Below are 24,970 nucleotides of genomic sequence, written 5' to 3'. Positions count from 1 at the left end.
GTTGACGCGGGCGGCGCGGGGCGGGCCAGGCCACCTTCTCGTCCGTGAACCAGGCCACCTTCTCCTCCGGGGGCGGGACGCGCCAAGAGGGGACGCGACGAGGTGTTGACCTTCTCTGTCCGGAGCGTGACAAGATCGGCGGGTTCCTGGCTGGTTGTGCACCACACGTATCCCCTGTCATAGGAGGACCGTTGGACACCACGGACAGTTTCCCGGGCGCCGACACCGGCTCCGGCTCCGCCCCCCTTTCCCGCCGCGGCTTCCTTCAGGGCACCGCCACCGCGGCGGCCGCGGTGGGGCTCGCCGGGCTCCCGGCCCCCGCCTCCGCGGCACCCGCCACCACCGCGCCGGCCGCCGCGACCCGCGCCACCACCCTCTCCTTCACCGCCGCCACCAACGGCGCCGCCACCCTCTCCCCCGACGGCAAGCGGCTGGTCGCCGAGGTCCAGAACGTGCTGTGGTCGGTGCCGCGCTCGGGCGGTACGGCGACGGCGCTCACCCCGCCGCTCCTGGAGCCGACGCGGCCGGTCTTCGCGCCGGACGGCTCGCGGCTGGCGGTCTGCGGCTATCAGGGCGGGCAGTTCCACATCTGGACGCTCGCCCCGGACGGCTCGGGGCTGCGGCAGGTCACCGACGGGCCGTGGGACGACCGGGGGCCCGCGTGGTCGCCGGACGGCACCCGGATCGCGTTCGCCTCGGAGCGCGGCGGTGACCCGGTGGCGGGCAGCCCGTACCGGATCTGGGTGCTGGAGCTCGCGAGCGGCAAGCTGACGCAGGTCACGGGGGTGCCGGACCAGGACGGGCCGCATCAGGAGGGCGCGTGGGAGGACTTCGACCCGGTGTGGGCGCCGGACGGCGGGCGCGTCTGGTTCGTACGCGGCCGACTGGCAGGGACCGTTCTGGAGTCCCGTACGGTCGCCTCGGTGCCGGCGGACGGCGGCGGGCCGGTGGTCACCGAGCACACCGAGACGGCGGCCGCGCAGGTCATGGTGCCGGCGCTGTCACCCGCCGGGCGACTGGCCTACGTACGGACGACTCCGGCGCCGGGGCCCACCTGCACGCTGGTCGTGGACGGCGCGGCGGTGGCGGTGGACGGCGATGTGATGCCGGTGCCGCCGCGCTGGATCTCCCGCGAGGAGTTGCTGGTGACGGTGGGCGGGCAGTTCACGGTCGTCCGGCCGGAGCGTCCGGATGCCGCCGAGACCATTCCGTTCGCTGCGCGGATGCCGGTGGAGCGGCCGCGGTACCGGGTCAAGGACTACGGCTTCGAGCGGGACGGCACGCGCCCGGTGCGGGGTGTGCATCTGCCCGCGCTCTCCCCCGACGGCCGCCGGGTCGCGTTCGCCGCGCTCAACGGACTGTGGGTGGCGTCGGTTTCGGGCGGTGCGCCGCGGCGGCTGGTGAAGACGGAGCCGACGCGCTATCTCCTGGCGCCGTCGTGGACGCGGGACGGCCGGGCGCTGGTGTACGCGGACGACCGGGACGGGCTGTACGCGGTGCGGCGGCGGGACGTGGCGACCGGTGTGGAGCGGGTGCTCGCGGAGGGCGGCCGGGTGCATCCGGCGCTCTCGCCCGACGGGCGGCGGCTGGCCGCGCTGGACATGTCGGGGAATCTCGTGGTGCGGGATCTGGCGGCCGGTACGGAGCGGAGGCTCGCGGCGCCGCTGGGCGGGGGCGGGCTGCCGGGGCGGCCGAGCTGGTCGCCGGACGGCCGGTATCTCGCGCTGTGCGACCGGAACCGGCTCAACCAGCGGTTCCGCGAGGGCTACAACCTCATCCGGGTGGTGGACGCCGAGTCGGGCGCGAGCCGGCTGCACGCGCCGGACGCGCATCTCTCGATCTCCGACCGGTACGACTCCGGCCCTGTCTGGTCGCCGGACGGGCGGTGGCTGGCGGTGGTCGCGGAGTCGGCGCTGTGGCTGCTGCCGGTGCGCCCCGACGGGACGCCGGACGGTGCGCCGCGGCAGCTGACGGAGGAGCCGGCGGACCATCCGTCCTGGTCGGGTGATTCCCGTACGCTGCTCTACCTTTCGGCGGGGCGGCTGCGGACGGTGCCGGCGGCGGGCGGGGCGCCGCGTACGGTGCCGTTGCGGCTGGACCACCGGCGGGCGCGGACGGCGGACACGGTGGTGCACGCGGGGCGGTTCTGGGACGGGACGGGCGAGCGGGTCCGGGACGACGTGGACGTGGTGATCCGGAACGGGCGGATCGCGGCGGTCGCACCGCACCGTGCCGGGCGCCGGGCCGCGCGGCGGGTGGACGCCTCGGAACGCACGGTGATCCCCGGGCTGTGGGACTCGCACACGCATCCCTGGCAGCTGACGTACGGCGGCCGGCAGACGGCGTTGCAGCTGGCGTACGGGATCACCACGGCGGTGTCGTTCGGCGGTTTCTCGTACGAGCAGGCGCGGCTGCGGGAGGCGGTGGCCGCGGGGGTGCTGGCCGGGCCGCGGCTGCTGAGCTGCGGTGAGCTGCTGGACGGGGCGCGGGTGGCGTACAGCATGGGGCGGGCGCACCGGACGCGGGCGGGGCTGCGCCGGTCGCTGGCCCGTGGTGCGGCGCTGGACTGGGACTTCGTGAAGACGTATGTGCGGGCGCCGGGCTGGGTCATGCAGGAGGCTGCGGAGTTCGCGCACGAGCGGCTGGGGGTGCGGTCGGGGAGCCATCTGCTGACGCCGGGGGTGCAGCTGGGCCAGGACCTGACGACCCATCTGCAGGCGACGCAGCGGCTGGAGTTCGGGCATGCGGTGTCGGCGGCGTCGCGTACGTACGGTGATGTGGCGGAGGTGTACACGGCGACGGATTTCCATCTCGTGGCGACGCCCTTCACGTCGGGCGTGCTGATCGGCGCCGATCCCGGGCTGGCCGACGACCCGCGGGTGACGGCGCTGATGCCGCCGTGGGACGTGGCGCTGGTGCGGGAGGACGCGGGGCACCGGCCGACGGAGGCGGAGCTGGCGGATCTCGCGCGGGAGACGGCGTTCTACCGGCGGGTGCTGGGCGAGGGCGGGCTGGTGGCGCTGGGTACGGACGCGCCGCTGATGCCGATCGGACTGTCGCTGCATCTGGCGTTGCGGGCGCTGCACCGGGCGGGGCTGTCGGTGGCGGAGACGCTGCGCACGGCGACGGCGCTGCCGGCTCGGGTGTTCGGCGCCGAGCGGGATCTAGGGACGCTGGAGGAGGGCAAGGTCGCGGATCTGGCGCTGGTGGACGGTGATCCGTTCCGTGATTTCGACGCGCTGGTGCGGACGTCGGGGGTGCTGCGCGGCGGCCGGCTGTACGAACAGGGCGATCTGGTGGGCGCGTTCGAGGGGCAGGGGCCGGCTGCGGCGCGGGCGGCCGGTGCGGAGGACTGGGCGGCGGTGGGCCGGCAGCTGCGCCGGGACTCCTGCTGCGACCCCGGCCATTAGCCCTACGAGGGGGAGGCGTCGGGTGGCGCGGGGCGGGCGTGCGCGTGCTACGGCACCGGCAGGCCGCGTCCCGCGCCGTCCTGCGCTGGTCCGGTGCGCCGTGGAGGGGTGCTCTACGTGCGTGCGCTACGCACTCCTCCGGTGACGCGACCCCGTCGAAATTCGGTCACGCGTACCCACGTAGCGAGCAACTCTGATCACTCCTGCCTCAGTTCTGCGTTTTCGCATGTGGGAGCCCCACGGGGTGGTGAAGGATCAATGCGCACTCCGATGTCTTCGCATAAATGCGACGAGTAGAGGTTTTATGCGCCCTGCGCCAGGTATGCCAACGGGTATTGCACTCGGGGTAACCACAGAACAACTGTCCGGATTGGATCGAGGAATGACACATACCGGATGAACGAATTCCACTAGCGCGGACGCATTACGGAGGAGGGCTCGTCTTGCATCGCTACTTCACGGACCAGCGGCATGAGGCACTCCGGCACAGGGTGCGCGACTTCGCGGAGCGCGAAGTCCGGCCCCGCATAGCCGAGATGGAGGCAGGCCGCACCGTCAGCCACGCCCTGTCGCGCCGGATCGCCCGTCAGGGCTGGATCGGCGCGACCGTGGCCCGCGGCTACGGCGGGATGGGGGCCGGGCACCTGGCAAAGACGGTGATAATCGAGGAGCTCTCCCGGGTCAGCGCCGCCATGGGCGCGATGGTGCAGGCCTCCCAGCTCGGCGTCGCGAAGATCATCCACTTCGGCAGCGAGGAGCAGAAGAAGACCTGGCTGCCGGCCATCGCCGCGGGCGAGTGCCTGCCGACCATCGCGGTCACCGAACCCCACTCCGGCGGCCACGTCCTCGGCATGACCAGCAGCGCGGTCCGGGACGGCGACGACTACATCCTCAACGGCAGCAAGATCTACGTCGGCAACAGCCACGTCGGCGATCTGCACGGCGTGGTCGTCCGTACCGGCGAGGGCTCGCACGGCCTCTCGGCCTTCCTCGTGGAGCACGACCGCCCCGGCTTCCGGGTCGGCCCCGAGACCGCCACCATGGGCCTGCACGGCTTCAGCTTCGGCGAGCTGTTCTTCGAGAACTGCCGCGTCCCGGCGGCCAATCTCCTCGGCCGCGAGGGCGACGGCCTGTCCGTCGCGTACTCCTCCAGCGTGCTGTACGGCCGCCCGAACCTCACCGCCGTCTCCCTCGGCATCCACCAGGCGGTCCTGGAGGAGACCGCGCGCTTCTGCGCGGAACGGCAGCGCTACGGCAAGCCGCTCGGGGCGCTGACCAACATCAAGATCAAGCTGGGGCGGATCCAGTCCCGGCTGCTGACCGCCCGGCTCGCCGCCTACCACGCGGTGCACCTGCTGGACCGGGGCGAGAGCTGCGACGCGGAGCTGATGAACGCCAAGCTCGTCAACGTCGAGTCGGCGATCGAGTCGGCGCGCGACGCGATGGACATCCACGCCGCGTGCGGGCTGTTCACCGACCGGCCGGTGGAGCGCTATCTGCGGGACGCGCACCACATCTTCGCGCCGGCCGGCACCTCCGACATCCAGCTGCTGCGCCTGGGCGAGCTGGCGCTGGGCTCGGCGCGCGGCGAGTGGTCCAGCCGGCTCGCGGACCGGGTCCGCACGACGGAGCACGTCCCCCAGCAGTACGACCCCCACCAGGCCTACGCGGGAGTGGGCTGCTGACCGGGGGATTCGATGTCACGGCGGCTTACCGCGGGAGAGCCGCACACACAACGGCCCGGTGGGGCCCCGCTGTCCGGCAGCGGGGCCCCACCGGGCCGTTCCTCCGTACCGCGGGCGGCGGGCTCAGATGCCTTCCGTGTGCTCCCGCTCCATCAGGTGGATCTGGTCGACCAGCCGGGCCGCCATCGACTTGATGGTCTCCAGGCCCTCGCGGCCCCACGGGCGCGGTTCGAGGTCCACCACGCAGACCGTGCCGAGCGCCATGCCCGTACGGTCGATCAGCGGCGCGCCGAGGTAGGAGCGGATGCCGATCTCGTCGACGACCGGGTTGCCGGCGAACCGCGGGTAGTCGCAGACGTCCTCCAGGACCAGCGCCTTGCGGCGGACGATGACGTGCGGGCAGTAGCCGTGGTCACGGGCCATCACCCGGCCCGGCTGCGCGCTGGCGGGCGCGGGCCCAAGCTCGACGGGGGCCTGTTCCTCGGCCGGGGTGTACAGCCCAGCGAAGTACTGCCGGTGCTCGTCGATGAAGTTGACCATGGCGTACGGCGCCTGCGTGGTCCGGGCGAGGTTGCGCGCGAACTCGTCGAACGCGGGCAGCGGCGCCTCACCGATGCCGAGCGTACGCAGCCGGGCGACACGGGCCGGCGCCTCGTCGTCGTCGGGCGTCAGCAGCAGGTGCCGGGTGGGGTCGTAGGTGGCGGCGGAGAGATGGGACGCGGGGCGGGTCATGGCAGCTCCGAGGCGAATGCGGGGGTCAGTAGGTGCTGGACGAGGGCGACCAGGACGTTGGTCGCGGAACTGCAGTGCCGGGCGTCGCACAGCACGACCGGGGTGCTGGGTGAGAGGTCTATGGCGGCACGCACCTCGTCCGGCTCGTAGTGGAAGGAGCCGTCGAACTGGTTGACCGCGACGATGAATTCGATGCCGCGGCGCTCGAAGAAGTCGACGGCGGAGAAGCAGTGTTCGAGGCGCCGGGTGTCGGCGAGGACGACGGCGCCGAGTGCGCCGGCCGACAGCTCGTCCCACATGAACCAGAAACGTTCCTGGCCGGGTGTGCCGAAGAGGTACAGCACATGGTCGGTGCTGACGGTGATGCGCCCGAAGTCCATCGCGACGGTGGTGGTGGTCTTGTCCTCGACCCCGTCGAGGCAGTCGGTGCCGATGCTGACCTGGGTGAGGAGTTCCTCCGTGCACAGCGGTTCGATCTCGCTGACGGCGCCGACGAAGGTGGTCTTGCCGACCCCGAAGCCGCCCGCGACGAGGATCTTCAGCGCGGAGGGGAAAGGGGCGCCCTCGGGCGCGGTGTCCGGGGCATACGGTTCAAAAGTACTGGTCTTCTCAAAGACGCTGTCGGAGTCCATTCAGCACCGCCTCCAGGAGAGCTCGGTCGGTATGGGGCGACGGGCCGTTCGGATCCTGCACGGGGGCCCGGGCGGTGAGGGCTCCGCAGTCGACGAGATCCGCGAGGAGCACCTTGGTGACCACCGCCGGCAGGCGTATGTGTGCGGCGACCTCGGCCACGGAGACCGGGCCGCCGCACAGCCCGAGCACCTGCATGTGGTCCGGGCCCTGACACGTCACCGGACGTTTGCCGGTGGCCATCACCATCGTCAGCAGATCGAACTGGGCGGTGGGGCGGGTCCGTCCGTTGCTGACGGTGTACGGACGGACCAGGCGGCCGGCCTCGTCGTCGAGCCACAGCGGCTCCGACCCGTGCCGTCGCCGGCGACGTACCGCCATCTTCAGCGCCCGCCCGCCCGTGCCTGGTGTCGCGCGGGCGTGGCGAGGTACGGCCGTACGCTCTTGACCAGCATGCCCATCTCGTAGCCGAGCACGGCGACATCGGCCTCGCGGCCGGCGAGGACGGCGAGGTTGGCGCCGGATCCGGCGGTGGACACGAAGAGCAGGGTGGACTCCAGCTCGACGACGACCTGGAGGACGTCGTCGCCGTCGCCGAAGCGGACACCCGCGCTGCGGGCGAGGCTGTACAGGCCGGAGGCGAGCGCGGCCATGTGGTCGGCGCTGTCGGGCTCGAATCCGTGTGCCGCCTTGACCAGGCCGTCGGAGGAGAGCAGCAGGGCGCTTCTGGCGTGGGGGACGCGCTGGACGAGTCCGGTCAGCAGCCAGGACAAATCCGTCGTTGGCCGACTGCCGTGCCGCTGGGGCTGTACGTGAAGGTCACTCACCATGGGTCTGGTCGTCTCCTCGTGGGCGGCTCACGGCCGTTCCGTTGCCGGTCTGGTCGTACGGGGCGCTGCTGCCGTACGCGGGGGCGGGGTCGTGGTCGGTGCCCGGGGCAGCGGCCGCGCCGTAGGTGTCGTCGGCGAGGCTGATGCCGCGCCGGAAGGCGGCCATCAGGCCCGGGTCGTGCTCGGGCTCGGGGCGCCCTGGCGTACGGATGCCGCCGGGCGGGGTGGGGTCGCGCAGCTCGGGAACGAGGTGTTCCTGCTTGCGGCGGCGGGGCAGGTTCGGCCGGTCGCCGGTGGTGGCGTGCGGGGCCGGGGGCAGGACGACGGGGCCGGGTTCCGGGGCCGCGGCGGCGGTGGGAGCGTCCGCCGCCGCGGCCCGGCCGCTGCCCGGGTCACGCGTCTCGGCGCGTGCGGCGTCCCGGCGCGGGTCGGTGGGCTCAGCGGGTGCGCCGGCCGTGCTGCGGGGTGCGGCGGCGACGGGCTGCGGGGCCGGGGCGGGGCGGGGGGCCGGCGGGGCCGGGACAGGGCGGTCGGCGCGCGGCGGCGGGGGCGGCAGGATGCCGTCGAGCTCCGTACGGCCGTTGGCGGTCCGCACGGCGCCGTGGTGCCGTTCGCGCTCCTCGGTGGGGGCGACGGCGGGCGGGGCGGGGGTCGCGGCCCGCCCGCCGTCCTCGGCGGGCTCGTCGCCGAGGAGGCCCTGCGGCAGGATGAGGACGGCCTGGACGCCGCCGTAGATGTTGCTCTGGAGCCGGACGACGATGCCGTGCCGACGGGCCAGGGAGGAGACCACGAAGAGACCGATGCGGCCGTCGTTGAGGAGTTCGGCGACGTCGACGTGGTCGGGGTCGGCGAGCAGCGCGTTCATCCGGTCCTGCTCCTCCAGGTCCATGCCCAGGCCGCGGTCCTCGACCTCGACGGCGAGACCGGCGGTGACCAGCTGGGCGCGGAGCAGGATGTGGGTGTGCGGCGCGGAGAAGACGGTGGCGTTCTCGACCAGCTCGGCGAGGAGGTGGATGACGTCGGCGACGGCGTGGCCCCGCAGGGTGCCCTCGATGGGCGGTACGAGCTTGACGCGCGGGTACTGCTCGACCTCGGCGATGGAGGACCGCATGACCTCGGTCATGGTGACCGGGCGGCTCCACTGGCGGCGGGAGATGGCGCCGCCGAGGACGGCGAGGTTCTCGGCGTGGCGGCGGATGCGGGTGGCGAGGTGGTCCACGTGGAAGAGCCCCTTGAGCAGGTCCGGGTCCTCCACCCGGTTCTCCAGCTCGTCGAGCAGTTCGATCTCGCGGTGGACGAGGGACTGGAGGCGCCGGGCGAGGTTCACGAAGACCTCGACCTTCTGTTCGCTGCCGCTGGCGTTGCCGCGGGCCACGGCCACCGCGTCGATGACGGCGGTCTCGGCGGCGCGGCCGGCAGCGGAGACGTCGTGGAGGAGGAGGTCCAGGGTGTCGCCGGCGGGGCGGGGCAGCGGTTCGGGGGCGCGCTGCTGGAGCCATTCCCCCTGGCGGACGCGGTGCACGAGGGCGTACAGGTCGGACTGGCTGCGGGCGCACACCTCGCGGAGGCGCGCGTAGCGCTGGACGGTGGCGCGGGCCTCGGCGGTGGCGGCGGCGCAGGCGACGGCGGTGACACCGCACACGAGGGCGAAGCCGCAGCCGAGGACGATCCAGGCGGCGCCACTCAGCGGCTGTCCGCCGGACCGGGCGACGAACGCGGTCACGGCGGAGCAGGTGGCGGCGACGAGCAGGCAGGGCACCGCCGCGAGGCGTACGAGGCGGACACGTATGACGGAGTCGGCGGCCGTCTCGCGCAGGGGTACGCGGCTGTGCCGGGCGCCTTCGCGGTCCCGCCGCCGCCCGGGCAGCGGTGCGGGAACCATTCCCCCCGTCCCCCGGGTCCCGTGGGATTGGGGGTGCTCCTGGGGCACGTCGGTCCCCGTCCCCTGGGGAAATGCAGCAGGCATCGGCGCCCTCCGGATCGGCCGTCGGCGGTTCGCGGAGCACGCACGCTAGTTGTTGGGGTGGGGCCGACCGGGCGGACTTCGAGGTTTCGCTACCCCACGCCACCTTCCTGAGTGGCAGTTCCTCGTACGGAAGTGCGAGGGATTACGAACTCCCGTTCGTCGCCCGGGATTTCCTTCCCTCCCGGTTCCGGAAACGCGGAAGCGGCGGCCCGCAGGCCGCCGCTCCGCTCACCTTCTCCCGCCCGTCACTCCCCCGCGACCGGTGCGCTGTTCGCCTCACTGGCCCCACTCGCCCCGCTCGCCATCGCCGCGGGCCCCTTCGGCGGCCAGCACGGCCACCCGTGGGCCGGCGGTACGGCCACGGCCCGCCACCACGGCTCCACGGTGAAGTCGTCCGCGGGCTCGAACGGCTTGCCGGGCACCGGCGCGGCGAGCTTCGCACCCGCCGCCATGGCCGCCGCTGCCGTACGTTCCGCCGGCTCGGCCCACGGATGCGGAGCGAGGTTGAACGTCCCCCAGTGGATCGGCAGCAGCGCGCCGGCGGGGCGGCCGCCGCCGAGGTCGATGTGGGCGCGCAGGCCCTCCTCGGGCGTCATGTGGATGTCGGGCCAGAACTCCTCGCTGTACGCGCCGATCTGGATCATGGTGAGGTCGAACGGGCCGTGCGCCTGCCCGATCTCGGCGAAGCCGTCGAAGTAGCCGGTGTCGCCGCTGTGGTACACGCGGTGCTCGGGCCCGGCGACGACCCAGGACGCCCACAGCGTGTGCTGGGGGCCGCGCAGCCCGCGCCCGCAGAAGTGCTGGGCCGGGGTGGCGGTCAGCGTCAGCCCGCCCACCCGGGTCGACTCGTGCCAGTCCAGCTCGGTGATCCGCTCCGGCGGTACGCCCCAGTACTCCAGGTCGGCGCCGATGCCGAGCGGCACCACGAACGCGGTGCCGGTCTCGATCAGCCCCTGGACCGTCGGCATGTCGAGGTGGTCGTAGTGGTCGTGCGAGATGACCACGGCGTCGACCGGCGGCAGCTCCGCCAGCGGCAGCGGCACCGGGTGCAACCGCCGGGGCCCGATCCAGCCGAACGGTGAGCACCGCTCGCCCCAGACCGGGTCGAACAGCACCCGCTGACCGTCGATCTCCGCAAGCACGCTCGAATGACCCATCCAGGTGATGCGCAGCCCGGAGGCGGGCGGCCGGGCCAGGTCGGCGGCGGCGGGCCGGTGCACCGGCACCTCGCCCACCGGCGACCTGCGCAGCCTGCCGTCCTTGTTCAGCTGCGTACGGACCATCGGCAGGGTCTGGCCCTGGCGGAGCTGCCGGGTGGCCACCGGATTCTGGAACTGTCCGTCCACGAACTGCGGGGAGCGGCGGATCCTGGCCAGGCGCTCTCCAGTGGGCACGGCGCCGAAAGCGGCGGTGCGCCACGAGCCGGTACTCATGCGCCAAGAGCGGGGAGCGGTCACGACACCTCCAGGTTCAGGACGGTCGGCGGAACTGCGGGCCGGCGGCCCACGACGACCGCGGTGCCGCACCGCCCGGACACAACACCATCACCCTCCTCGGGCAACCGCGCGACCGGCCCGGGCATTCCGCGTACCGCCGGACGGGTGATGGGTACCCACAGAACACCGGACGACTCGTGGCGCGGATGAGCGGGGTGTGCCGCCCGGTCCTCAGCGGTCCGGCGGAAAGTCGTACCGGCGGTGGTCGCCGGTACGGCGGTAGCCGAGCCGCTCGTACAGGGCGGTGCTGGTGCGGTTGGCGGCATCGGCGAAGAGCAGCACCTGCCCGGCACCGGACGCGAGCGCGGCGCGGGACACGGCGGCGGTGGCGCCCGCGGCGTAGCCGTTCCGTCGCAGCTCGGGCGGGGTGTGGCCGGGGCCGACCCGGGCCATGCCGGCGACGGTGCGGGAGCGTCCCGCCAAGGCCGCCGGGCGGCCGTCGGCCTCCCACAGCATGAGTCTCGTAAACGCGGCGTCGACGCGGCCGTCCGGGCCGTGCCGCCAGCCGTACCGCGGTGGCCGGTCGCCGTAGGCCGCCGGGCCCGACGCCGCGAGCGTGGCGGTGACGCCGAGCAGCAGCGTGTGCGCGTCGGGGCGGGTCCGCAGGAAGGCGCCCGCCGTGGTCAGGAACGTGTCGAGGTCGTGCGTCGTCGTCCAGTCCATGGTCCAGCGTGCCGCCCGGCGCGGCCGGTGCGCACGCGGTTTTCAGGGGTGTGCGGCGGGGCGGTCCAGGGCGCCGGCGCGGAGGGTGAGGTTCAGCCGGCCGCGCAGGCCGAGCGCCGCGGGGGCGGTGCCGGGCGTGGTGCGGGGCACGCCGTGGTACGCCCACCGGGAGGGGCCGCCGAAGACGAAGAGGTCGCCGCTGCGCAGCTCGACGTCGGTCCAGGGGCGGTTCCGGGTCTCGGTGTTGCCGAAGCGGAAGACGCAGGTGTCACCGAGGCTGACGGAGACGACGGGCGCGTCGGAGCGCTCGTCGATGTCCTGGTGCATGCCCATCCGGGCGGTGTCGTCGTAGAAGTTGACCAGCGCGATGTCGTACGGCGCGCCGGGCGCGTACGGTGCCGCGGCGGCCCCGCTGCCGTACGCCGCGTGCAGCGCCCGGTCCGCGAGCGTCCGGAGCCGTTCGGGGAAGGGCTTCACGGGCGCGCCGTCGCCGTCGACGACGGTGCGGGTGTAGGCGTACGGGTAGGAGTGCCGGCCGGGGCAGTCGGGGTTGTGGCGGACCGCGCGGCCGCAGTCCGGGCAGCGCGGCACCGCGCTCCAGTGCCAGCCGAGGCAGACCTGCCGGACGGACATCACGCCGCCGCCCGGGGTCCGCACCGTGCGCAGCCCGGCCGGCGGTCTCGCCCAGTCGCGGCACGCCGCCAGCAGTTCCCGCTGCTCGGCCGCGTCCAGCCAGTCCGGTACGTGCACCGCGCCCGGTGCCACCTCCGTCCGCTCGCGCGGGAACGCCTCGCGCGGGAACAGTCCGTCCGCCTCGTCCTCCATGCCGCCATCTTCCCCCGGCTCCCCGGGGCATCGGGTATCGGCCAAGTGGAGCCGCGGGCTACGGGCGGCGCGGGGGCGAGCCGCGAGCTGACCGGCACGTCGCGGCGGGGGCCGCGGGACGGGCCGGGTGGGGCGGGTGCGGGGCGGGGGCTGTCCGGAAAACGGTGGTGGCGGGGGTGCCGGGCACGTCTCAGCGAGTGACGGGGTAGTGACTTGGCGTTGCGCGGGGAGTGTGGCGTTTACACTCCCCGGAGCGGCCCCCAATGGGCCGTTATCGGTTTCACCAGCCAGGGATTCAAGGACACTTGTGACATTCCAGCAGGGAATCCAGCAGGACACCCGGCCGAGCCAGCCGTACGACGTGCTGGTCGTCGGTGGATCGGGTGTGGACACGATCGTCCGGGTCGGCGCGCTGCCGGTACCGCAGGCCGACTCGTACGCCGTACCGCCGGTCCGGGAGTGGGCGGGGCATACGGGTACGGGCGTCGCGCTGGGCTGTGCGGCGCTCGGGCTGTCCACCGCGTTCGTGGACTTCATCGGCGCGGACCACGAGGGTGAGCTGGTCAAGGAGCGGCTGCGGGGCACCGGCGTCGACTTCGATCCGATGATCTCGCCGCACGGGACGCGCCGCGCGGTGAACCTCGTCTCCCCGGACGGCCGCCGCACGTCGTTCTACGACGGCCGGGACCCGCTCGACCTGCGGATGCCGGCCGAGCACTACCTCCCGTACCTGCGCAGGACCCGGCACGTGCATCTGTCGATCATGCACTTCGCGCGGTTCCTCTACGACGACATCAGGGAGCTGGGCGTCCCGGTCTCCACCGATCTGCACGACTGGGACGGGCTGGCCGACCACCACCGGGAGTTCGCGCTCCGCTCGGACCTGGTGTTCCTCAGCGCCGCCGGCGCCGGGGAGCGGATCGCGTCGGTGATGCGGGAGATCCTCCGCGAGGGCCGGGCCGAGGCGGTGATCGCGACGGCGGGCGCGGGCGGCGCGTATCTCCTCACCCCGGACGACTCCACCCCGCGGCACGTGCCCGCGGCCGTGCCGTCGGCGCCGGTGGTGGACAGCAACGGCGCGGGCGACGCGTTCGTGTGCGGCTTCCTGCACGGCCGGCTGGCGGGCCGGGACCTGGAGGAGTGCGCCCGGCTGGGGACGCTCGCGGGCGCGCACGCCTGCACGTCGGAGGGCACGCACACGGCGCTCATCTCGGCGGACGAACTGCTGGCCGCCGGTGCGGAGGAGGCCGGTGACGAGCCGGTCGTCGTGCGGTCGGCGCGGGAGCCGGCAGAGGTGCCGGCGGCGGAGACGCGGGCCCCCTCGCTCACTCCGTGAGGCCCGCGCCGCCGCCTCGGTGACAGGCGCTCAGTCCTTGATGCCCACACCGCCGTAGAAGACCGTGTTGTTGATCTCCTCGGCGGTGGGCACGGGGCCGTCCGGGCGCCAGAGCGGGACCCGGACGACGCCGGGCTCCTGGAGCCGGAACGGCCCGAAGAGCCGCTCGACCGCCGCCCTGTCGCGGAGGTTGAGGGTGGCGGTGGCGTTCTTGTAGACGTTCAGGACGCCGTCCCGCGCCACCTCGTCCGTGCGGCCCGCTTCGTACGCCTCGTACGGCTCGCCCGTGGCGTGGGAGAGGATCAGCCGGCTGCCGGCGGGCAGGGCGTCCGCGAGCGCGGTGACCACCCCGGCCGGGTCCTCGTCGTCGCGCACGAAGTGCAGCACCGCGACGAGCAGCAGGGCCACCGGCCGCTCGAAGTCGATCAGCGCGTCGACCACCGGGTCGGCCAGCAGCCTCGCCGGGTCGCGGACGTCGCCGAGGACGAAGCCGGTGCCGGGCGCCGAGGTGAGCCGGGCGCCCGCGTGGGTGGCGACGATCGGGTCGTTGTCCGCGTAGACGACCCGGGCGTCCGGGGCGCTCTCACGGGCGACCTCGTGGGTGTTGGGCGAGGTGGGGATGCCCGTGCCGAGGTCGAGGAACTGCCGGATGCCGCTGTCGGCCGCGTCCCGGACGGCGCGCCGCATGAAGGCGCGGTTGGCGCGGGCGCTGTCGCGGACCTGGGGGTGGACGCGGATCACCTGGTCGGCGGCCTCGCGGTCGACCTCGTAGTTGTCCCAGCCGTCGAGGTAGTAGTCGTACATGCGGGCCGGATGCGGCCGACTGGTGTCGATCTCCTCGACGGTGAAGCCACGGTCCGCCGCGGGCTCACCGTGCGCCGGGAAAACGATGTCGCTCACGCCGTCCTCATCTCTCCGCATCCGCAGGGCGCGAGCAGGAAGTCGGCCTCGCCGGCCTTCGCGCCGCGGATGAAGCTCTCGATCTCGCCGTGGGTGTAGATCAATGCCGGGCCGTTGGGGTCGGTGGACTGGCGCAGCGCCACCCGGCCGTCCTGAAGTCTCATCGCCTCGACGCACTCGCCGCCGTTGCCGCCGCTCCACGGCTTGTGCCAGCCCTCGCTGCCCAGTTCACTGGCGGGCATGCCGTTGTAGATGCGTATGCGATCCATGGTTCAGATCTCCTTGCGAAAGCCACTCAAGAGGGCTGCGGTGCGGTGTGCGGGCGCGGCCTGCGCGCACATCCGGTCCAGCGCCTCCAGGAACTGCGAGACATCGCCGCGCTGGTCGAAGTACACGGCGCCGACCAGGCTCTCCGCGTACGCGATGTCGGGCAGCTCCGGGATGGGGAACCGGAAGATGTGGAACGGCCCGTACATGGCGGGGTGCGGGCCGGCGGCGAACGGGATGACCTGAAGCCGGACGTTGGGGAGTTCGGTGGCCTCGATGAGCCGGCCGATCTGCTCGCGCATGACCTCGGAGCCGCCGACCGGGCGGCGCAGCACCGTCTCGTCCAGCACTGCCCAGAGCATCGGGGCGTTGTCGCGGCGGAGCAGCGACTGGCGTTCCATGCGCAGGTCGACGCAGCGGTCGATCTCCTCGACGGAGGCGTGCGGCATGCCCGCGCGCAGAACGGCGCGTGCGTAGCCCTCGGTCTGGAGCAGGCCGGGGACGTAGTGCGGCTGGTAGGCGCGGATGAGGTTGGCGGCGCTCTCCAGGCTGACGTACGCGCTGAACCAGTCGGGCAGGACGTCCCGGAAGCGGTGCCACCAGCCGGGGCGGTTGGCCTCCCGGGCGAGGGCGACGAACGTCTCACTCTCCTCGGCGTCGGTGACGCCGTAGGTCGCGAGCAGCTTCTCCACATAGGGGATCTTGAGGCCCACCTCGGCCTTCTCCATGCGGCGAACGGTCGCGTGCGTGACGTCGAGGGCATCGGCGGCCTGTTCGAAGGTGAGTCCGGCCTTCTCGCGAAGGTCCTGCAGCCTCTTGCCGAGGACAACCCGCAGGACGGTCGGAGCGCCGCCCGACCGTGCGTCCACCACTTGTGATCTCCTCCAACTGAGTTCCGTGGTCAGCAGTGTGTCATGCCATCAGAAGTGCGAACAGACTGCGATGTCGATTCTGCAATTTGCAGAATGATCCTTGCCAAGGTTGTCCAACATCGCACATAGTTGCGGAGTGCCTTCCTCCCACAACGCGGCATCGTTAAGGGGATGCGGCGGCGTCGCCGTCGAACTCCTCAGCGACGCCTTCCAATTGCCGGCGCTGCGCACCTCCGTTCCGGAGGCCCGCCGAAGAGTCACCTCTGCGCTGCGGGAATGGGGCGCCACCGAGCAGGTGCGCGACGACGCCGAGCTCGTGGTCTCGGAACTGTTCACCAACGCCGTGCGGCACACCGACAGCGAGCGGGTGCACTGCGCGCTGACTCTTGAGGGCGCGCGGCTGCGGGTGGCGGTCACCGACCAGGGACACAGCGACTCCCGCCCGCGGGCGCAGCCGCGCAGCACGGACCGGGAGTGCGGGCGCGGCCTGCTGCTGGTCGGCGCGGTGTCCGAGGACTGGGGCGAACGGCCCTCGGACGACGGCCGGGGCCGGGTCGTCTGGGCCGATCTCGCGTACTAGGGCAGCAGCGTCTGGGCGGGGCCGGCGTCGGCCCGGTGCGCGACGGCCACCTGGGCGAGCGTGTTCGCGTCGGCCTCCAGCAGCGCCAGCTCGGGCCGCTTGGCCGTGACGTGGTCGCCCGAGGACTCGCCGCGCAGCCGCCGCCCGATCCACGGCACGAGGTGCTCGCGCGCCCAGTGGATGGTCTCGCGGCGGGCGTCGGCGGCCGTACGGGCCTCCGGCGGCCAGGGCTGGTCCGGGTCGGCGGGCACGTCCAGGCCGAGGACCTGGGCCGCGCGGAGCGCCACCCGGGTGTGGCCGTCGGGCGAGAGGTGCAGCCGGTCGTCGCTCCAGGCACGCCGGTCCTGCACGGACCGCAGCGACCACAGGTCCAGCACCGGGCAGTCGTACCGGTCGGCGATGGCCCGCACATGGGCGGTGTACGTCGCGATCTTGCCGCGCAGGTGCTTGAGCACGGGGATGCCGCGCGTGTCGAAGCCGGTGCAGAGCAGGACCGTGCCCACCGACTCCTTGAGGTCGGCGACGGCGGCGGCGTAGCGCTCGGCGACGGCGTCCGGGTCGGAGCCGGGCCGGAGGATGTCGTTGCCGCCGGCGCAGAAGGTCACCAGGTCGGGACCCAGCTCCTTGGCGCGCGGAACCTGCTCGGCGACGATCTGATCCAGGAGGCGGCCTCGCACGGCGAGGTTGGCGTACCGGAAGTCGTGCTCCGGGCGGCGGTCGGAGAGCAGGACCGCGAGCCGGTCCGCCCAGCCGATGAACGCGCCGTCGGGACCGGGGTCGCCGACGCCTTCGGTGAAACTGTCGCCGACGGCTGCGTACGACCCGATCGAGCCACCTTCACTGCTGCTTATCTTCTTCGAATCCTCTGCCACGTCAGGACATAATTCACCTTAGGGAGTGACCTACGCCACCGTAACCAGGGGTTGACGGGAGGTGATGATCGCCACTCAGTCAAATTCTGACCAAGTCGGAATAAGAGTGGACGTCCGCCACGGTCCGGACCCGGGCGCCGAGCGACCGCGAGCGGGCTCCGATGAGATCCAAAACGACGGGATTACGACGTCATACGGTCGGAAACAGTGGCCGAGCGAGCTAGTTGCCCATTGCACCAGTGCCGTATGGTCGAACCAGCCCGCTCGTCGACGAGCAGCGTCGACGGCCGACGTCAAAGGAGCGCGCCCGTGACGACGCAGCAGCCGCCGCAGGTCCAGTCGACCGAGCCCCTGCTCGTGGAGGTGCGCAATTTCCGCGACGTCGGCGGGCTTCCGACGGTCGACGGGCGGCGCGTACGGCAGGGGCGGCTCTTCCGCAGCGGTCACCTCGCGCACGCCACGGAGGCGGACGCCACCTTCCTCGGCAGCCTCGGCCTGCACACCATCTTCGACTTCCGCAACGCCGCCGACATCAAGCTGGAGGGCCCGGACGTCACGCTGCCCGGCGTGCGTCATGTCAACATCCCGCTCACCGACCCGGCCGACGGCGCGGAGTTCTGGGCGATGGTGCGCGACGGCGAGCTGGACCAGCTGCGCACGGTACTGGGCGACGGCCAGGCGGCCGGCCGGATGGCCCGCACGTACCGGCACATCATCTCGACCCGCACCGCCGACCACAGCCGGGTGCTGCACTCCCTCGCCGAGGAGAGCGTGCCCGCCCTCATGCACTGTGCGGCCGGCAAGGACCGCGCGGGCCTGTCCATCGCCGTCACACTGCTCGCGGTGGGCGTGGAGCGGGAGGCCATCGAGGCGGACTACCTGATCTCCAACGACCCGCGCCGGCGGTACAAGGTACGCCGCTCCGACCGCTCTGCGGCCGGCATGTCCGAGGAGGTCCTGGCACTGCTCGCGCCGCTCTTCGACGCGCGTGCCGAGTACCTGCACGCCGCCTTCGACACCATCGAGTCCACCTGGGGCTCCACCGAGGCGTACCTCACCGAGGGCCTGAAGCTCACCCCGGAAACCCGCGGCCGCCTGCGGGAACGGCTGCTGGAGGACTGACCGCCGGCTCGGCCACCCAGCCGGCCGCGACGACCAGACCGGTCCCCCGCCGCACGGCCAGGAACCCGAAGGGGCGGTCGAAGCGCGCCTCGACCTGGCGGGCGCGGTGCTGCGGTGTGCGCGGTGCGCCACCGGGCGCCGCGGCGACGGCGGTCACCGCCGCGGCACGGAAGCCCAGCGGGCCGAAGGTCGCCGTGGCGGACTGCCGGGCCGCGGAGACCGCCAGCGGGTACGCGCTGATACCGGGGAAATGACCGTGGGCAGTGTCCAGCGCGCTCTCCAGGCCGAACAGTGCCGCGCGGTCGCGCAGATCGTGGTCCGCACCAACGGTGAAGGAGACGGAACGGACCACGAGGGTCGGCTCATCGTCCCAGCTGGGGACGGTGCTGACCGAGACGCCAGGGGCCACCGCACCGCCCTCCGGCAGCGCCTCCCCGTACGTGGTGGCGTACGCCCCGTCCAGTGCCGCGATCCCGGCCTCCAGCACCTCGCCCGCCGGGCGGTCCTCGGGGCCGAGCAGCAGGTGCACGTCGAGCCCGTTGTCGCCCTCGACACGCAGCCGGGTGAGCGGGCCGTACGGCGTGCTGTGCACCGCGAGGTGGTCGTCCAGGGAGCCGGAGCGGACCAGGCCGGCGAGTCGGCGGTCGCTCCACGGCCCTGCCTGCGGAGCGAGCAGGGTCTCGGTGAACGGCTCGGCCCAGGTGGTCCGCGCCACCAGCGCAGAGGCCAGCACGAAGAGCGTGTCCGGGCCCACGACCGGCGGCATCTTCTCGATCATGCCGTCGGTGCGCCGCGCGGCCCAGGCGTTCAGCTCCGCCAGGTCCGTCTCGACGTCCCCGGTCAGCTCGCCGTGGGTGTCCAGGGGCAGCTCGGCGCGCCACTCCGGGCGCAGCTCCAGCGTGCGGCGGGTCCACAGCCCGACCGCAGCGCGGATGCCGGGCGCGGCCTCCAACGCTGCGAGGACCTCCCGGCCCGCCGCGGCGGCGGATTCGGCGGGTACGCCCAGGGCGGCGGACAGTTCCGCGCGGACCGGGCCGTGGGCCGGGCCCGCGAGCAGGGCCAGCAGCGGCCAGACGCCGGCCGCGGTGAGGACGGTGGAGCGTTCCGCGCCGCCGTCCCCGGCCGTGGCCCGCGCCCAGCGCGCCGTCATGGTGTTCACGGCCCGTACCGTCGTCGGTGCGACCACTGCCCGCTCCCCCGTTGTCAGCTCATCTGTGGGCTACCGCCTGCTTCACCAGCGTCCGCCCGAAGTCCCACATCAGGCCGCCGCCGGTGTGGGCGTCGTCCATGACGGCCGTGAACGCCTCGACGAACCGGTCCACCTCCGGCTCGCCGATGATCAGCGGCGGGATGAGCTTAATGACTTCGAGGTGGTCGCCGGAGACCTGGGTGAGGATGCGGTGCTTCTGCAGCAGCGGCACGACGACCATCTGCGCGAACAGCCCCTTGCGTGCCGCCTGGAGCATCGTCCAGCGGCTGCGCAGCCCCAGCGACTTCGGGCGGCCGAACTCGATGCCGACCATCAGGCCGCGGCCCCGGACGTCGTGCAGCAGCTCGTACTGGGGGATCAGCTCGGTCAGGCGGGTGCGCAGCAGCTCGCCCGTCGACCGCACGCCGGCGACGATCCGCTCGTCCTCCATGACGGTCAGGACCGCGAGTCCGGCGGCCATGGCCTGTGCGTTGGCCCCGAAGCTGGCGGAGTGCACCAGCACCCGGTCCATCGAGGAGTAGACCTTCTTGAAGACCGACTCCTTGCCGAGTGTCGCGCCGACGGGGACGTAACCGCCGGACAGCGCCTTGGCCACGCAGACCAGGTCCGGTTCGACGCCGGGCTCGTGCTGGTACGCGAAGAAGTCGCCGGTGCGGCCGAGGCCGGTCTGCACCTCGTCGGCGATCAGCAGCGCCTTGTGCTTGTGCAGCAGTTCCTGTGCGGCGCGCAGGAAGCCGGGCGGGGTGGGGTGCACGCCCTTGCCCTGGATCGGCTCCACCACGAAGGCCGCCACGTCGCCGCGCTTCAGCTCCCGCTCCAGCGCCTCCAGGTCGCCCATCTCGATCGCGGTGTCCGGCAGCAGCGGCGCGAAGCCGTCGCGGAAGCCGGCCTCGCCGTTGACCGAGAGCGAGCCCGTGGTCAGGCCGTGGAAGGCGTGCGTGCAGTACAGAATCCGCGGCCTGCCGGTCGCGTACCGGGCGAACTTCAGGGCCGTCTCGACGGCCTCCGTGCCGCTGTTCCCGAAGAAGACCCGGTCCAGGTGCGGCGCGTGCCTCAGCAGCTTCTCGGCGAGCAGTCCGGGCAGCGGCGGGCAGTCGAAGCGGGTGAGGTCGGCGAGCCCGGCGTCCAGTACGTCGTGCAGCGCCTGCCGGATCACGGGGTGGTGCCGGCCGAGGCCCATCACGCCGAACCCGGCGAGCATGTCGAGGTAGTCCTGCCCCTGGTCGTCCCAGAAGTACGCGCCCTCGGCCCGCTCGTAGACCCGGTCGAAGCCGATGGTGTGCAGCATCCGCGGGAGCTGGTGGTTGAGGTACTTGGCGTGCAGGTCGTAGCGTTCGTCGCCGCGCTCGGCGAGCAGCTTGGTCAGGTCGAATCCGCTCATGCGTCGTTGGTCTCCTTGACGGCCGCGACGGCCGCGCGGTCGTCCGTACGGGGCAGGCTCTCCGCGATGCGGCCCGCGATCTCCGCCGGGGTCAGCCCGATGTCGGCCAGCACCTCGCCCCGCTTGGCATGCGCGAGGAACTGTTCGGGGATGCCGAAGGTGCGCAGCGGCAGGTCCACGTCGGCGTCGCGCAGCGCCTGGCCGACGGCGGAACCGACGCCGCCGGTGCGGCTGCTGTCCTCCACCACGGCCACCGCGGCGTGCCGGGCGGCCAGCCGCGGGATCTCCGGGTCGACCGGCTTGACCCAGCGGGGGTCGACCACGGTGGTGCCGATGCCGCGCGCCGCGAGCAGTTCCGCCGCCGCCAGGCAGACCGGTGCCATCACGCCGACCGCGACGAGCAGCACGTCCTCGCGGTCGCCGCGGGCGAGGACATCCACTCCCCCGACGCGTTCGCGCGCGGGGATCGGCTCGCCGACGGACTCCTTGGGGTAGCGCACGACGGTGGGCGCGTCGGCCACGTCGACGGCTTCGCGCAGCTGGGCGCGGAGCTGGTCGGCGTCGCGGGGCGCGGCGATCCGCAGGCCCGGCACGATCTGGAGGATCGACATGTCCCACATGCCGTTGTGGCTCGGCCCGTCGGTGCCGGTGACGCCGGCCCGGTCCAGGACGAAGGTGACGCCGCACTTGTGCAGCGCCACGTCCATGAGGACCTGGTCGAAGGCCCGGTTGAGGAAGGTGGCGTAGACCGCGAAGACCGGGTGCAGGCCGCCGGTGGCCAGGCCGGCGGCCGACACCGCGGCGTGCTGTTCGGCGATGCCCACGTCCCAGACCCGGTCCGGATACGCCTCGGCGAACTTGCCCAGGCCCACGGGCTGGAGCATGGCCGCGGTGACCGCGACCACGTCCGGGCGCTCGGCCCCGATGCGGACCATCTCGTCGCCGAAGACGGAGGTCCAGGACGGCGCGCTCGGCGGCGTGACCGGTTCGCACGTGAACGGGTCCATCACGCCGACCGTATGAAAGCGGTCGGCCTCGTCCTCCAGGGCCGGGCGGTAGCCGCGGCCCTTCTCCGTGCGGCAGTGCACCAGTACGGGGCCGTGGAAGCGGGCGGCGCGGCGCAGCGCGGACTCCACCGCCTCGATGTCGTGCCCGTCGATCGGGCCGACGTACTTCAGGCCGAGGTCCTCGAACATGCCCTGGGGCGCGAAGGCGTCCTTGAAGCCCTTCTTCGCGCCGTGCAGCGACTCGTACAGCGGTTTGCCGACGACAGGCGTGCGGTGCAGCACGTCCTTGCCCCAGGACAGGAAGCGCTCGTAGCCGTCGGTGGTGCGGAGCGTGGCGAGGTGGTCGGCGAGGCCCCCGATGGTGGGCGCGTAGGAGCGTTCGTTGTCGTTGACGACGATGATCAGGGGCCGGTCGTCGGCGGCCGCGATGTTGTTGAGCGCCTCCCAGGCCATGCCGCCGGTCAGCGCGCCGTCCCCGGTGACCGCGACGACGTGGTCGCGCCTGCCCAGTACCTGGTTGGCCTTGGCGAGGCCGTCGGCCCAGCCGAGCACGGTGGAGGCGTGGGAGTTCTCGATGACGTCGTGGACGGATTCCTCGCGCGAGGGGTAACCGGACAGGCCGCCCTTGCCGCGGAGCTTGGAGAAGTCCTGGCGGCCGGTCAGGAGCTTGTGGACGTAGGACTGGTGCCCGGTGTCCCACAGGATGCGGTCGGCGGGCGAGTCGAAGACCCGGTGCAGGGCGATGGTCAGCTCGACCACCCCCAGGTTGGGCCCGAGGTGGCCGCCGGTGCGGGCGACGGCCTGGATGAGGAACTGGCGGATCTCCCCCGCCAGTTCGTCGAGGCGGTCCGCCGGTACCTCCTTGAGGTCCTGCGGTTCCCTGATGTATTCGAGCATCGACATGCTGGGTCCCCCTCCTCTTTGTTTCAGCCGACGGAGCCGCCGGGGTTCGTTCAGCCGACGGTGACGTCGGGGGTGCCGGGCGCCGCTCCCTCGGCCGCCATGCGTTCGGCGATCTTCATGGCTTCCTCGATGAGGGTCTCCACGATCTTCGACTCCGGCACGGTCTTGATGACCTCGCCCTTCACGAAGATCTGCCCCTTGCCGTTACCGGAAGCCACACCCAGGTCGGCCTCGCGGGCCTCCCCCGGGCCATTGACGACGCAGCCCATGACGGCCACCCGCAGCGGCACCTCCATGCCGTCCAGGCCCGCCGTGACCTCCTCGGCCAGCTTGTACACATCCACCTGCGCCCGCCCGCACGACGGGCAGGAGACGATCTCCAGCCGGCGCTGGCGCAGGTTCAGCGACTCCAGGATGGAGATACCGACCTTGATCTCCTCCGCCGGCGGCGCCGACAGCGACACCCGGATCGTGTCGCCGATGCCCTCGGACAGCAGCGCACCGAAGGCCACCGCGGACTTGATGGTGCCCTGGAAGGCCGGGCCGGCCTCGGTCACGCCCAGGTGCAGCGGGTAGTCGCACTGCGCCGCCAGCTGCCGGTAGGCGTTGACCATCACCACCGGGTCGTTGTGCTTCACCGAGATCTTGATGTCCCGGAAACCGTGCTCCTCAAAAAGGGACGCCTCCCACAGCGCGGACTCCACCAGCGCCTCGGGAGTGGCCTTCCCGTACTTCTGCAGCAGCCGACGGTCCAGCGACCCCGCGTTCACCCCGATCCGGATCGGCGTCCCCGCGTCATTGGCGGCCTTCGCGATCTCCTTGACCTTGTCATCGAACTGCTTGATGTTGCCGGGGTTCACCCGCACCGCCGCACAGCCCGCGTCGATCGCCGCGAACACGTACTTCGGCTGGAAGTGAATATCGGCGATCACCGGGATCCCCGACTTCTTCGCGATCACCGGCAGCGCATCCGCATCGTCCTGCGTCGGACACGCCACCCGCACGATCTGGCAGCCCGACGCGGTCAGCTCCGCGATCTGCTGCAGCGTCGACCCGATGTCCGCCGTACGCGTCGTCGTCATCGACTGCACCGACACCGGCGCGTCACCGCCCACGGCCACCGGCCCGACCTGGATCCGGCGCGAGACGCGCCGGACGGCCAGGGGACGGGCCGGGACCTCGGGGAGCCCCAGAGCTGTGCTTTTCCGGGGGACGACCCCCGGACCCCCGGCAGGCTTACCACTGAGGGTCATGACGTCACCCGCGGCTTCCGGCAGCGGTCTCGCGGGCGGCGCGCAGCGACTCCTTCAGGGAGCCCATGGTCGCGAGGACGGCGGTCGGTTCGTACCCGCAGTGCGCCATGCAGTTGGCGCAGCGCGCGTCCTTGCCGCGGCCGTACTTGTCCCAGTCGGTCTCCTCGATCAGCTGCCGGTACGTGGGGACGTACCCGTCGCTCATCAGATAGCAGGGGCGCTGCCAGCCGAACAGGGAGTAGTTCGGGATCGCCCAGGCGGTGCAGGGGAAGTCCGCCTTGCCCTCCAGGAAGTCCAGGAAGAGCGGGCTGTGGTTGAGCCGCCAGCGGCGCCGGTTGCCGCCCGCGAAGGCCTTCTTGAACAGCTCCCTGGTCTGCTCGACGCCGAGGAAGTGCTCCTGGTCGGGGGCCTTCTCGTAGGCGTAGGCGGGCGACAGCATCATCTCGTCGACCTTGAGGTCGTCGTTGAGGAAGTTGAGCACCTCGATGATGGTCTGCGGGGTGTCGGTGTTGAAGAAGGTGGAGTTGGTGGTGACCCGGAAGCCGCGCCGCTTGGCTTCCTTGATCGCCGCCACCGCCTCGTCGAAGACGCCCTCCTTGGCCACGGACTCGTCGTGACGCTCGCGCATCCCGTCGATGTGCACCGCGAAGGCGAAGTACGGCGAGGGGGTGAACTTGTCCATCTTCTTGCGCAGCAGCATGGCGTTGGTGCACAGGAAGACGTACTTCTTCCGGTCCACCAGCTGGCGCACGATCTCGTCGATCTGCGGGTGCATCAGGGGCTCGCCGCCCGCGATGGACACCATCGGGGCACCGGACTCCAGGACGGCGCCGACCGCCTGGGCGACCGGCATCCGCTGCTTCAGCACGCCGGCCGGGTGCTGGATCTTTCCGCAGCCCTCGCACGCGAGGTTGCACGCGTAGAGCGGCTCCAGCTCGACGATGAGCGGGAACTTCTCACGCCGCCGGAGCATTTTCTGTTCAAAGAGATAGGTCCCGACCCTGATGGTCTGACGGAGCGGCATGGCCAT

21 protein-coding genes and 1 pseudogene are annotated in these 24,970 nt (G+C 72.5%); 5 read left to right on the top strand and 17 right to left on the bottom strand.

The genetic code is table 11. The features are described from left to right. The first annotated feature begins 191 nt into the window (after positions 1 to 191). Together ABZ840_RS19570 and ABZ840_RS19565 are read left to right on the top strand one after the other, a co-directional pair. Positions 192 to 3,410, top strand: a complete 3,219-nt coding sequence (locus ABZ840_RS19570; protein WP_361561270.1) for an amidohydrolase family protein — start codon at positions 192 to 194, stop codon at positions 3,408 to 3,410. 443 nt (positions 3,411 to 3,853) lie between these two features. Next, a complete protein-coding gene (locus ABZ840_RS19565) occupies positions 3,854 to 5,095 on the top strand; it encodes an acyl-CoA dehydrogenase family protein (protein ID WP_361561268.1) in 1,242 nt (413 codons plus the stop codon). A gap of 123 nt (positions 5,096 to 5,218) precedes the next feature. Here the strand turns inward: ABZ840_RS19565 and ABZ840_RS19560 are convergent, their stop codons facing one another. From ABZ840_RS19560 to ABZ840_RS19525, 8 genes are all read right to left on the bottom strand, one after another. Then, the gene (locus tag ABZ840_RS19560; RefSeq protein ID WP_361561266.1) at positions 5,219 to 5,827 is read right to left on the bottom strand and encodes a GAF domain-containing protein; all 609 of its coding nucleotides are present in this window, start codon (positions 5,825 to 5,827) and stop codon (positions 5,219 to 5,221) included. Then, the gene (locus ABZ840_RS19555; RefSeq protein WP_361561264.1) at positions 5,824 to 6,459 is read right to left on the bottom strand and encodes an ATP/GTP-binding protein; all 636 of its coding nucleotides are present in this window, start codon (positions 6,457 to 6,459) and stop codon (positions 5,824 to 5,826) included. Before ABZ840_RS19555 ends, ABZ840_RS19560 begins: the two co-directional genes overlap by 4 nt. Continuing rightward, positions 6,437 to 6,838, bottom strand: a complete 402-nt coding sequence (locus tag ABZ840_RS19550) for a DUF742 domain-containing protein (protein WP_361561262.1) — start codon at positions 6,836 to 6,838, stop codon at positions 6,437 to 6,439. The genes ABZ840_RS19555 and ABZ840_RS19550 overlap by 23 nt, the downstream gene beginning before the upstream one ends. A gap of 2 nt (positions 6,839 to 6,840) precedes the next feature. Beyond that, a complete protein-coding gene (locus ABZ840_RS19545) occupies positions 6,841 to 7,287 on the bottom strand; it encodes a roadblock/LC7 domain-containing protein (RefSeq protein ID WP_361561260.1) in 447 nt (148 codons plus the stop codon). Then, on the bottom strand, positions 7,277 to 9,169 hold the full coding sequence (locus ABZ840_RS19540; RefSeq protein WP_361561258.1) for an ATP-binding protein: 1,893 nt from the start codon (positions 9,167 to 9,169) through the stop codon (positions 7,277 to 7,279). Before ABZ840_RS19540 ends, ABZ840_RS19545 begins: the two co-directional genes overlap by 11 nt. Positions 9,170 to 9,498: 329 nt before the next feature. Further along, positions 9,499 to 10,686: an MBL fold metallo-hydrolase gene (locus ABZ840_RS19535; protein WP_361561256.1), complete on the bottom strand. Its 1,188-nt coding sequence runs from the start codon at positions 10,684 to 10,686 to the stop codon at positions 9,499 to 9,501. A gap of 234 nt (positions 10,687 to 10,920) precedes the next feature. After that, positions 10,921 to 11,412, bottom strand: coding sequence for a GNAT family N-acetyltransferase (locus tag ABZ840_RS19530; protein ID WP_361561254.1), 492 nt, complete (start codon positions 11,410 to 11,412; stop codon positions 10,921 to 10,923). Between the two features lie 42 nt (positions 11,413 to 11,454). Beyond that, on the bottom strand, positions 11,455 to 12,237 hold the full coding sequence (locus ABZ840_RS19525; RefSeq protein WP_361561252.1) for an alpha-ketoglutarate-dependent dioxygenase AlkB: 783 nt from the start codon (positions 12,235 to 12,237) through the stop codon (positions 11,455 to 11,457). Positions 12,238 to 12,601: 364 nt separating this feature from the next. Between ABZ840_RS19525 and ABZ840_RS19520 the strand changes: the two genes are divergently transcribed. Further along, on the top strand, positions 12,602 to 13,573 hold the full coding sequence (locus ABZ840_RS19520) for a PfkB family carbohydrate kinase (protein WP_361561440.1): 972 nt from the start codon (positions 12,602 to 12,604) through the stop codon (positions 13,571 to 13,573). 30 nt (positions 13,574 to 13,603) lie between these two features. Here ABZ840_RS19520 and ABZ840_RS19515 read toward each other — a convergent pair whose 3' ends face one another. Genes ABZ840_RS19515 through ABZ840_RS19505 form a run of 3 tightly spaced genes read right to left on the bottom strand, consistent with a single transcriptional unit; the run spans position 13,604 to position 15,612 of the window. Continuing rightward, positions 13,604 to 14,473 (bottom strand): SAM-dependent methyltransferase, encoded by an 870-nt coding sequence (locus ABZ840_RS19515; RefSeq protein ID WP_361561250.1) that lies wholly within the window; start codon positions 14,471 to 14,473, stop codon positions 13,604 to 13,606. Continuing rightward, complete coding sequence (locus tag ABZ840_RS19510) at positions 14,470 to 14,742, bottom strand: DUF397 domain-containing protein (RefSeq protein ID WP_361561248.1); 273 nt, start codon at positions 14,740 to 14,742, stop codon at positions 14,470 to 14,472. Before ABZ840_RS19510 ends, ABZ840_RS19515 begins: the two co-directional genes overlap by 4 nt. 3 nt (positions 14,743 to 14,745) lie before the next feature. Beyond that, entirely contained in the window at positions 14,746 to 15,612 is an 867-nt protein-coding gene (locus ABZ840_RS19505) for a helix-turn-helix transcriptional regulator (RefSeq protein WP_361561246.1), read from the bottom strand. Positions 15,613 to 15,748: 136 nt separating this feature from the next. Here ABZ840_RS19505 and ABZ840_RS19500 point away from each other — a divergent pair, with 136 nt between their 5' ends. After that, positions 15,749 to 16,192, top strand: coding sequence for an ATP-binding protein (locus tag ABZ840_RS19500; protein ID WP_361561244.1), 444 nt, complete (start codon positions 15,749 to 15,751; stop codon positions 16,190 to 16,192). Positions 16,193 to 16,269: 77 nt separating this feature from the next. Here ABZ840_RS19500 and ABZ840_RS19495 read toward each other — a convergent pair. Further along, positions 16,270 to 17,064: pseudogene (locus ABZ840_RS19495) on the bottom strand (SGNH/GDSL hydrolase family protein); the annotation flags it as partial. Positions 17,065 to 17,373: 309 nt separating this feature from the next. Between ABZ840_RS19495 and ABZ840_RS19490 the strand changes: the two are divergent. Beyond that, a complete protein-coding gene (locus tag ABZ840_RS19490; RefSeq protein ID WP_361561242.1) occupies positions 17,374 to 18,186 on the top strand; it encodes a tyrosine-protein phosphatase in 813 nt (270 codons plus the stop codon). Here ABZ840_RS19490 and ABZ840_RS19485 read toward each other — a convergent pair. Genes ABZ840_RS19485 through hpnH form a run of 5 tightly spaced genes read right to left on the bottom strand, consistent with a single transcriptional unit; the run spans position 18,137 to position 24,970 of the window. Next, on the bottom strand, positions 18,137 to 19,336 hold the full coding sequence (locus ABZ840_RS19485) for a serpin family protein (RefSeq protein WP_361561439.1): 1,200 nt from the start codon (positions 19,334 to 19,336) through the stop codon (positions 18,137 to 18,139). The two genes, ABZ840_RS19490 and ABZ840_RS19485, sit on opposite strands and share 50 nt — an antisense overlap. A 58-nt stretch (positions 19,337 to 19,394) precedes the next feature. Beyond that, positions 19,395 to 20,777 (bottom strand): aspartate aminotransferase family protein, encoded by a 1,383-nt coding sequence (locus tag ABZ840_RS19480; protein ID WP_361561240.1) that lies wholly within the window; start codon positions 20,775 to 20,777, stop codon positions 19,395 to 19,397. Beyond that, positions 20,774 to 22,687, bottom strand: a complete 1,914-nt coding sequence (gene dxs, locus ABZ840_RS19475) for a 1-deoxy-D-xylulose-5-phosphate synthase (RefSeq protein WP_361561238.1) — start codon at positions 22,685 to 22,687, stop codon at positions 20,774 to 20,776. The genes ABZ840_RS19480 and dxs overlap by 4 nt, the downstream gene beginning before the upstream one ends. A 50-nt stretch (positions 22,688 to 22,737) precedes the next feature. Further along, entirely contained in the window at positions 22,738 to 23,940 is a 1,203-nt protein-coding gene (gene ispG, locus ABZ840_RS19470) for a flavodoxin-dependent (E)-4-hydroxy-3-methylbut-2-enyl-diphosphate synthase (protein WP_361561236.1), read from the bottom strand. Positions 23,941 to 23,944: 4 nt separating this feature from the next. Then, entirely contained in the window at positions 23,945 to 24,970 is a 1,026-nt protein-coding gene (gene hpnH / locus ABZ840_RS19465) for an adenosyl-hopene transferase HpnH (RefSeq protein ID WP_361561234.1), read from the bottom strand.

Origin of the sequence: Streptomyces sp. NPDC047117, assembly GCF_040643545.1 — a bacterium.
In the GTDB taxonomy this organism is placed as follows: domain Bacteria; phylum Actinomycetota; class Actinomycetes; order Streptomycetales; family Streptomycetaceae; genus Streptomyces.
Note: the sequence above shows the minus strand (reverse complement) of the source record. Positions and strands in the feature narration are given on the sequence as shown.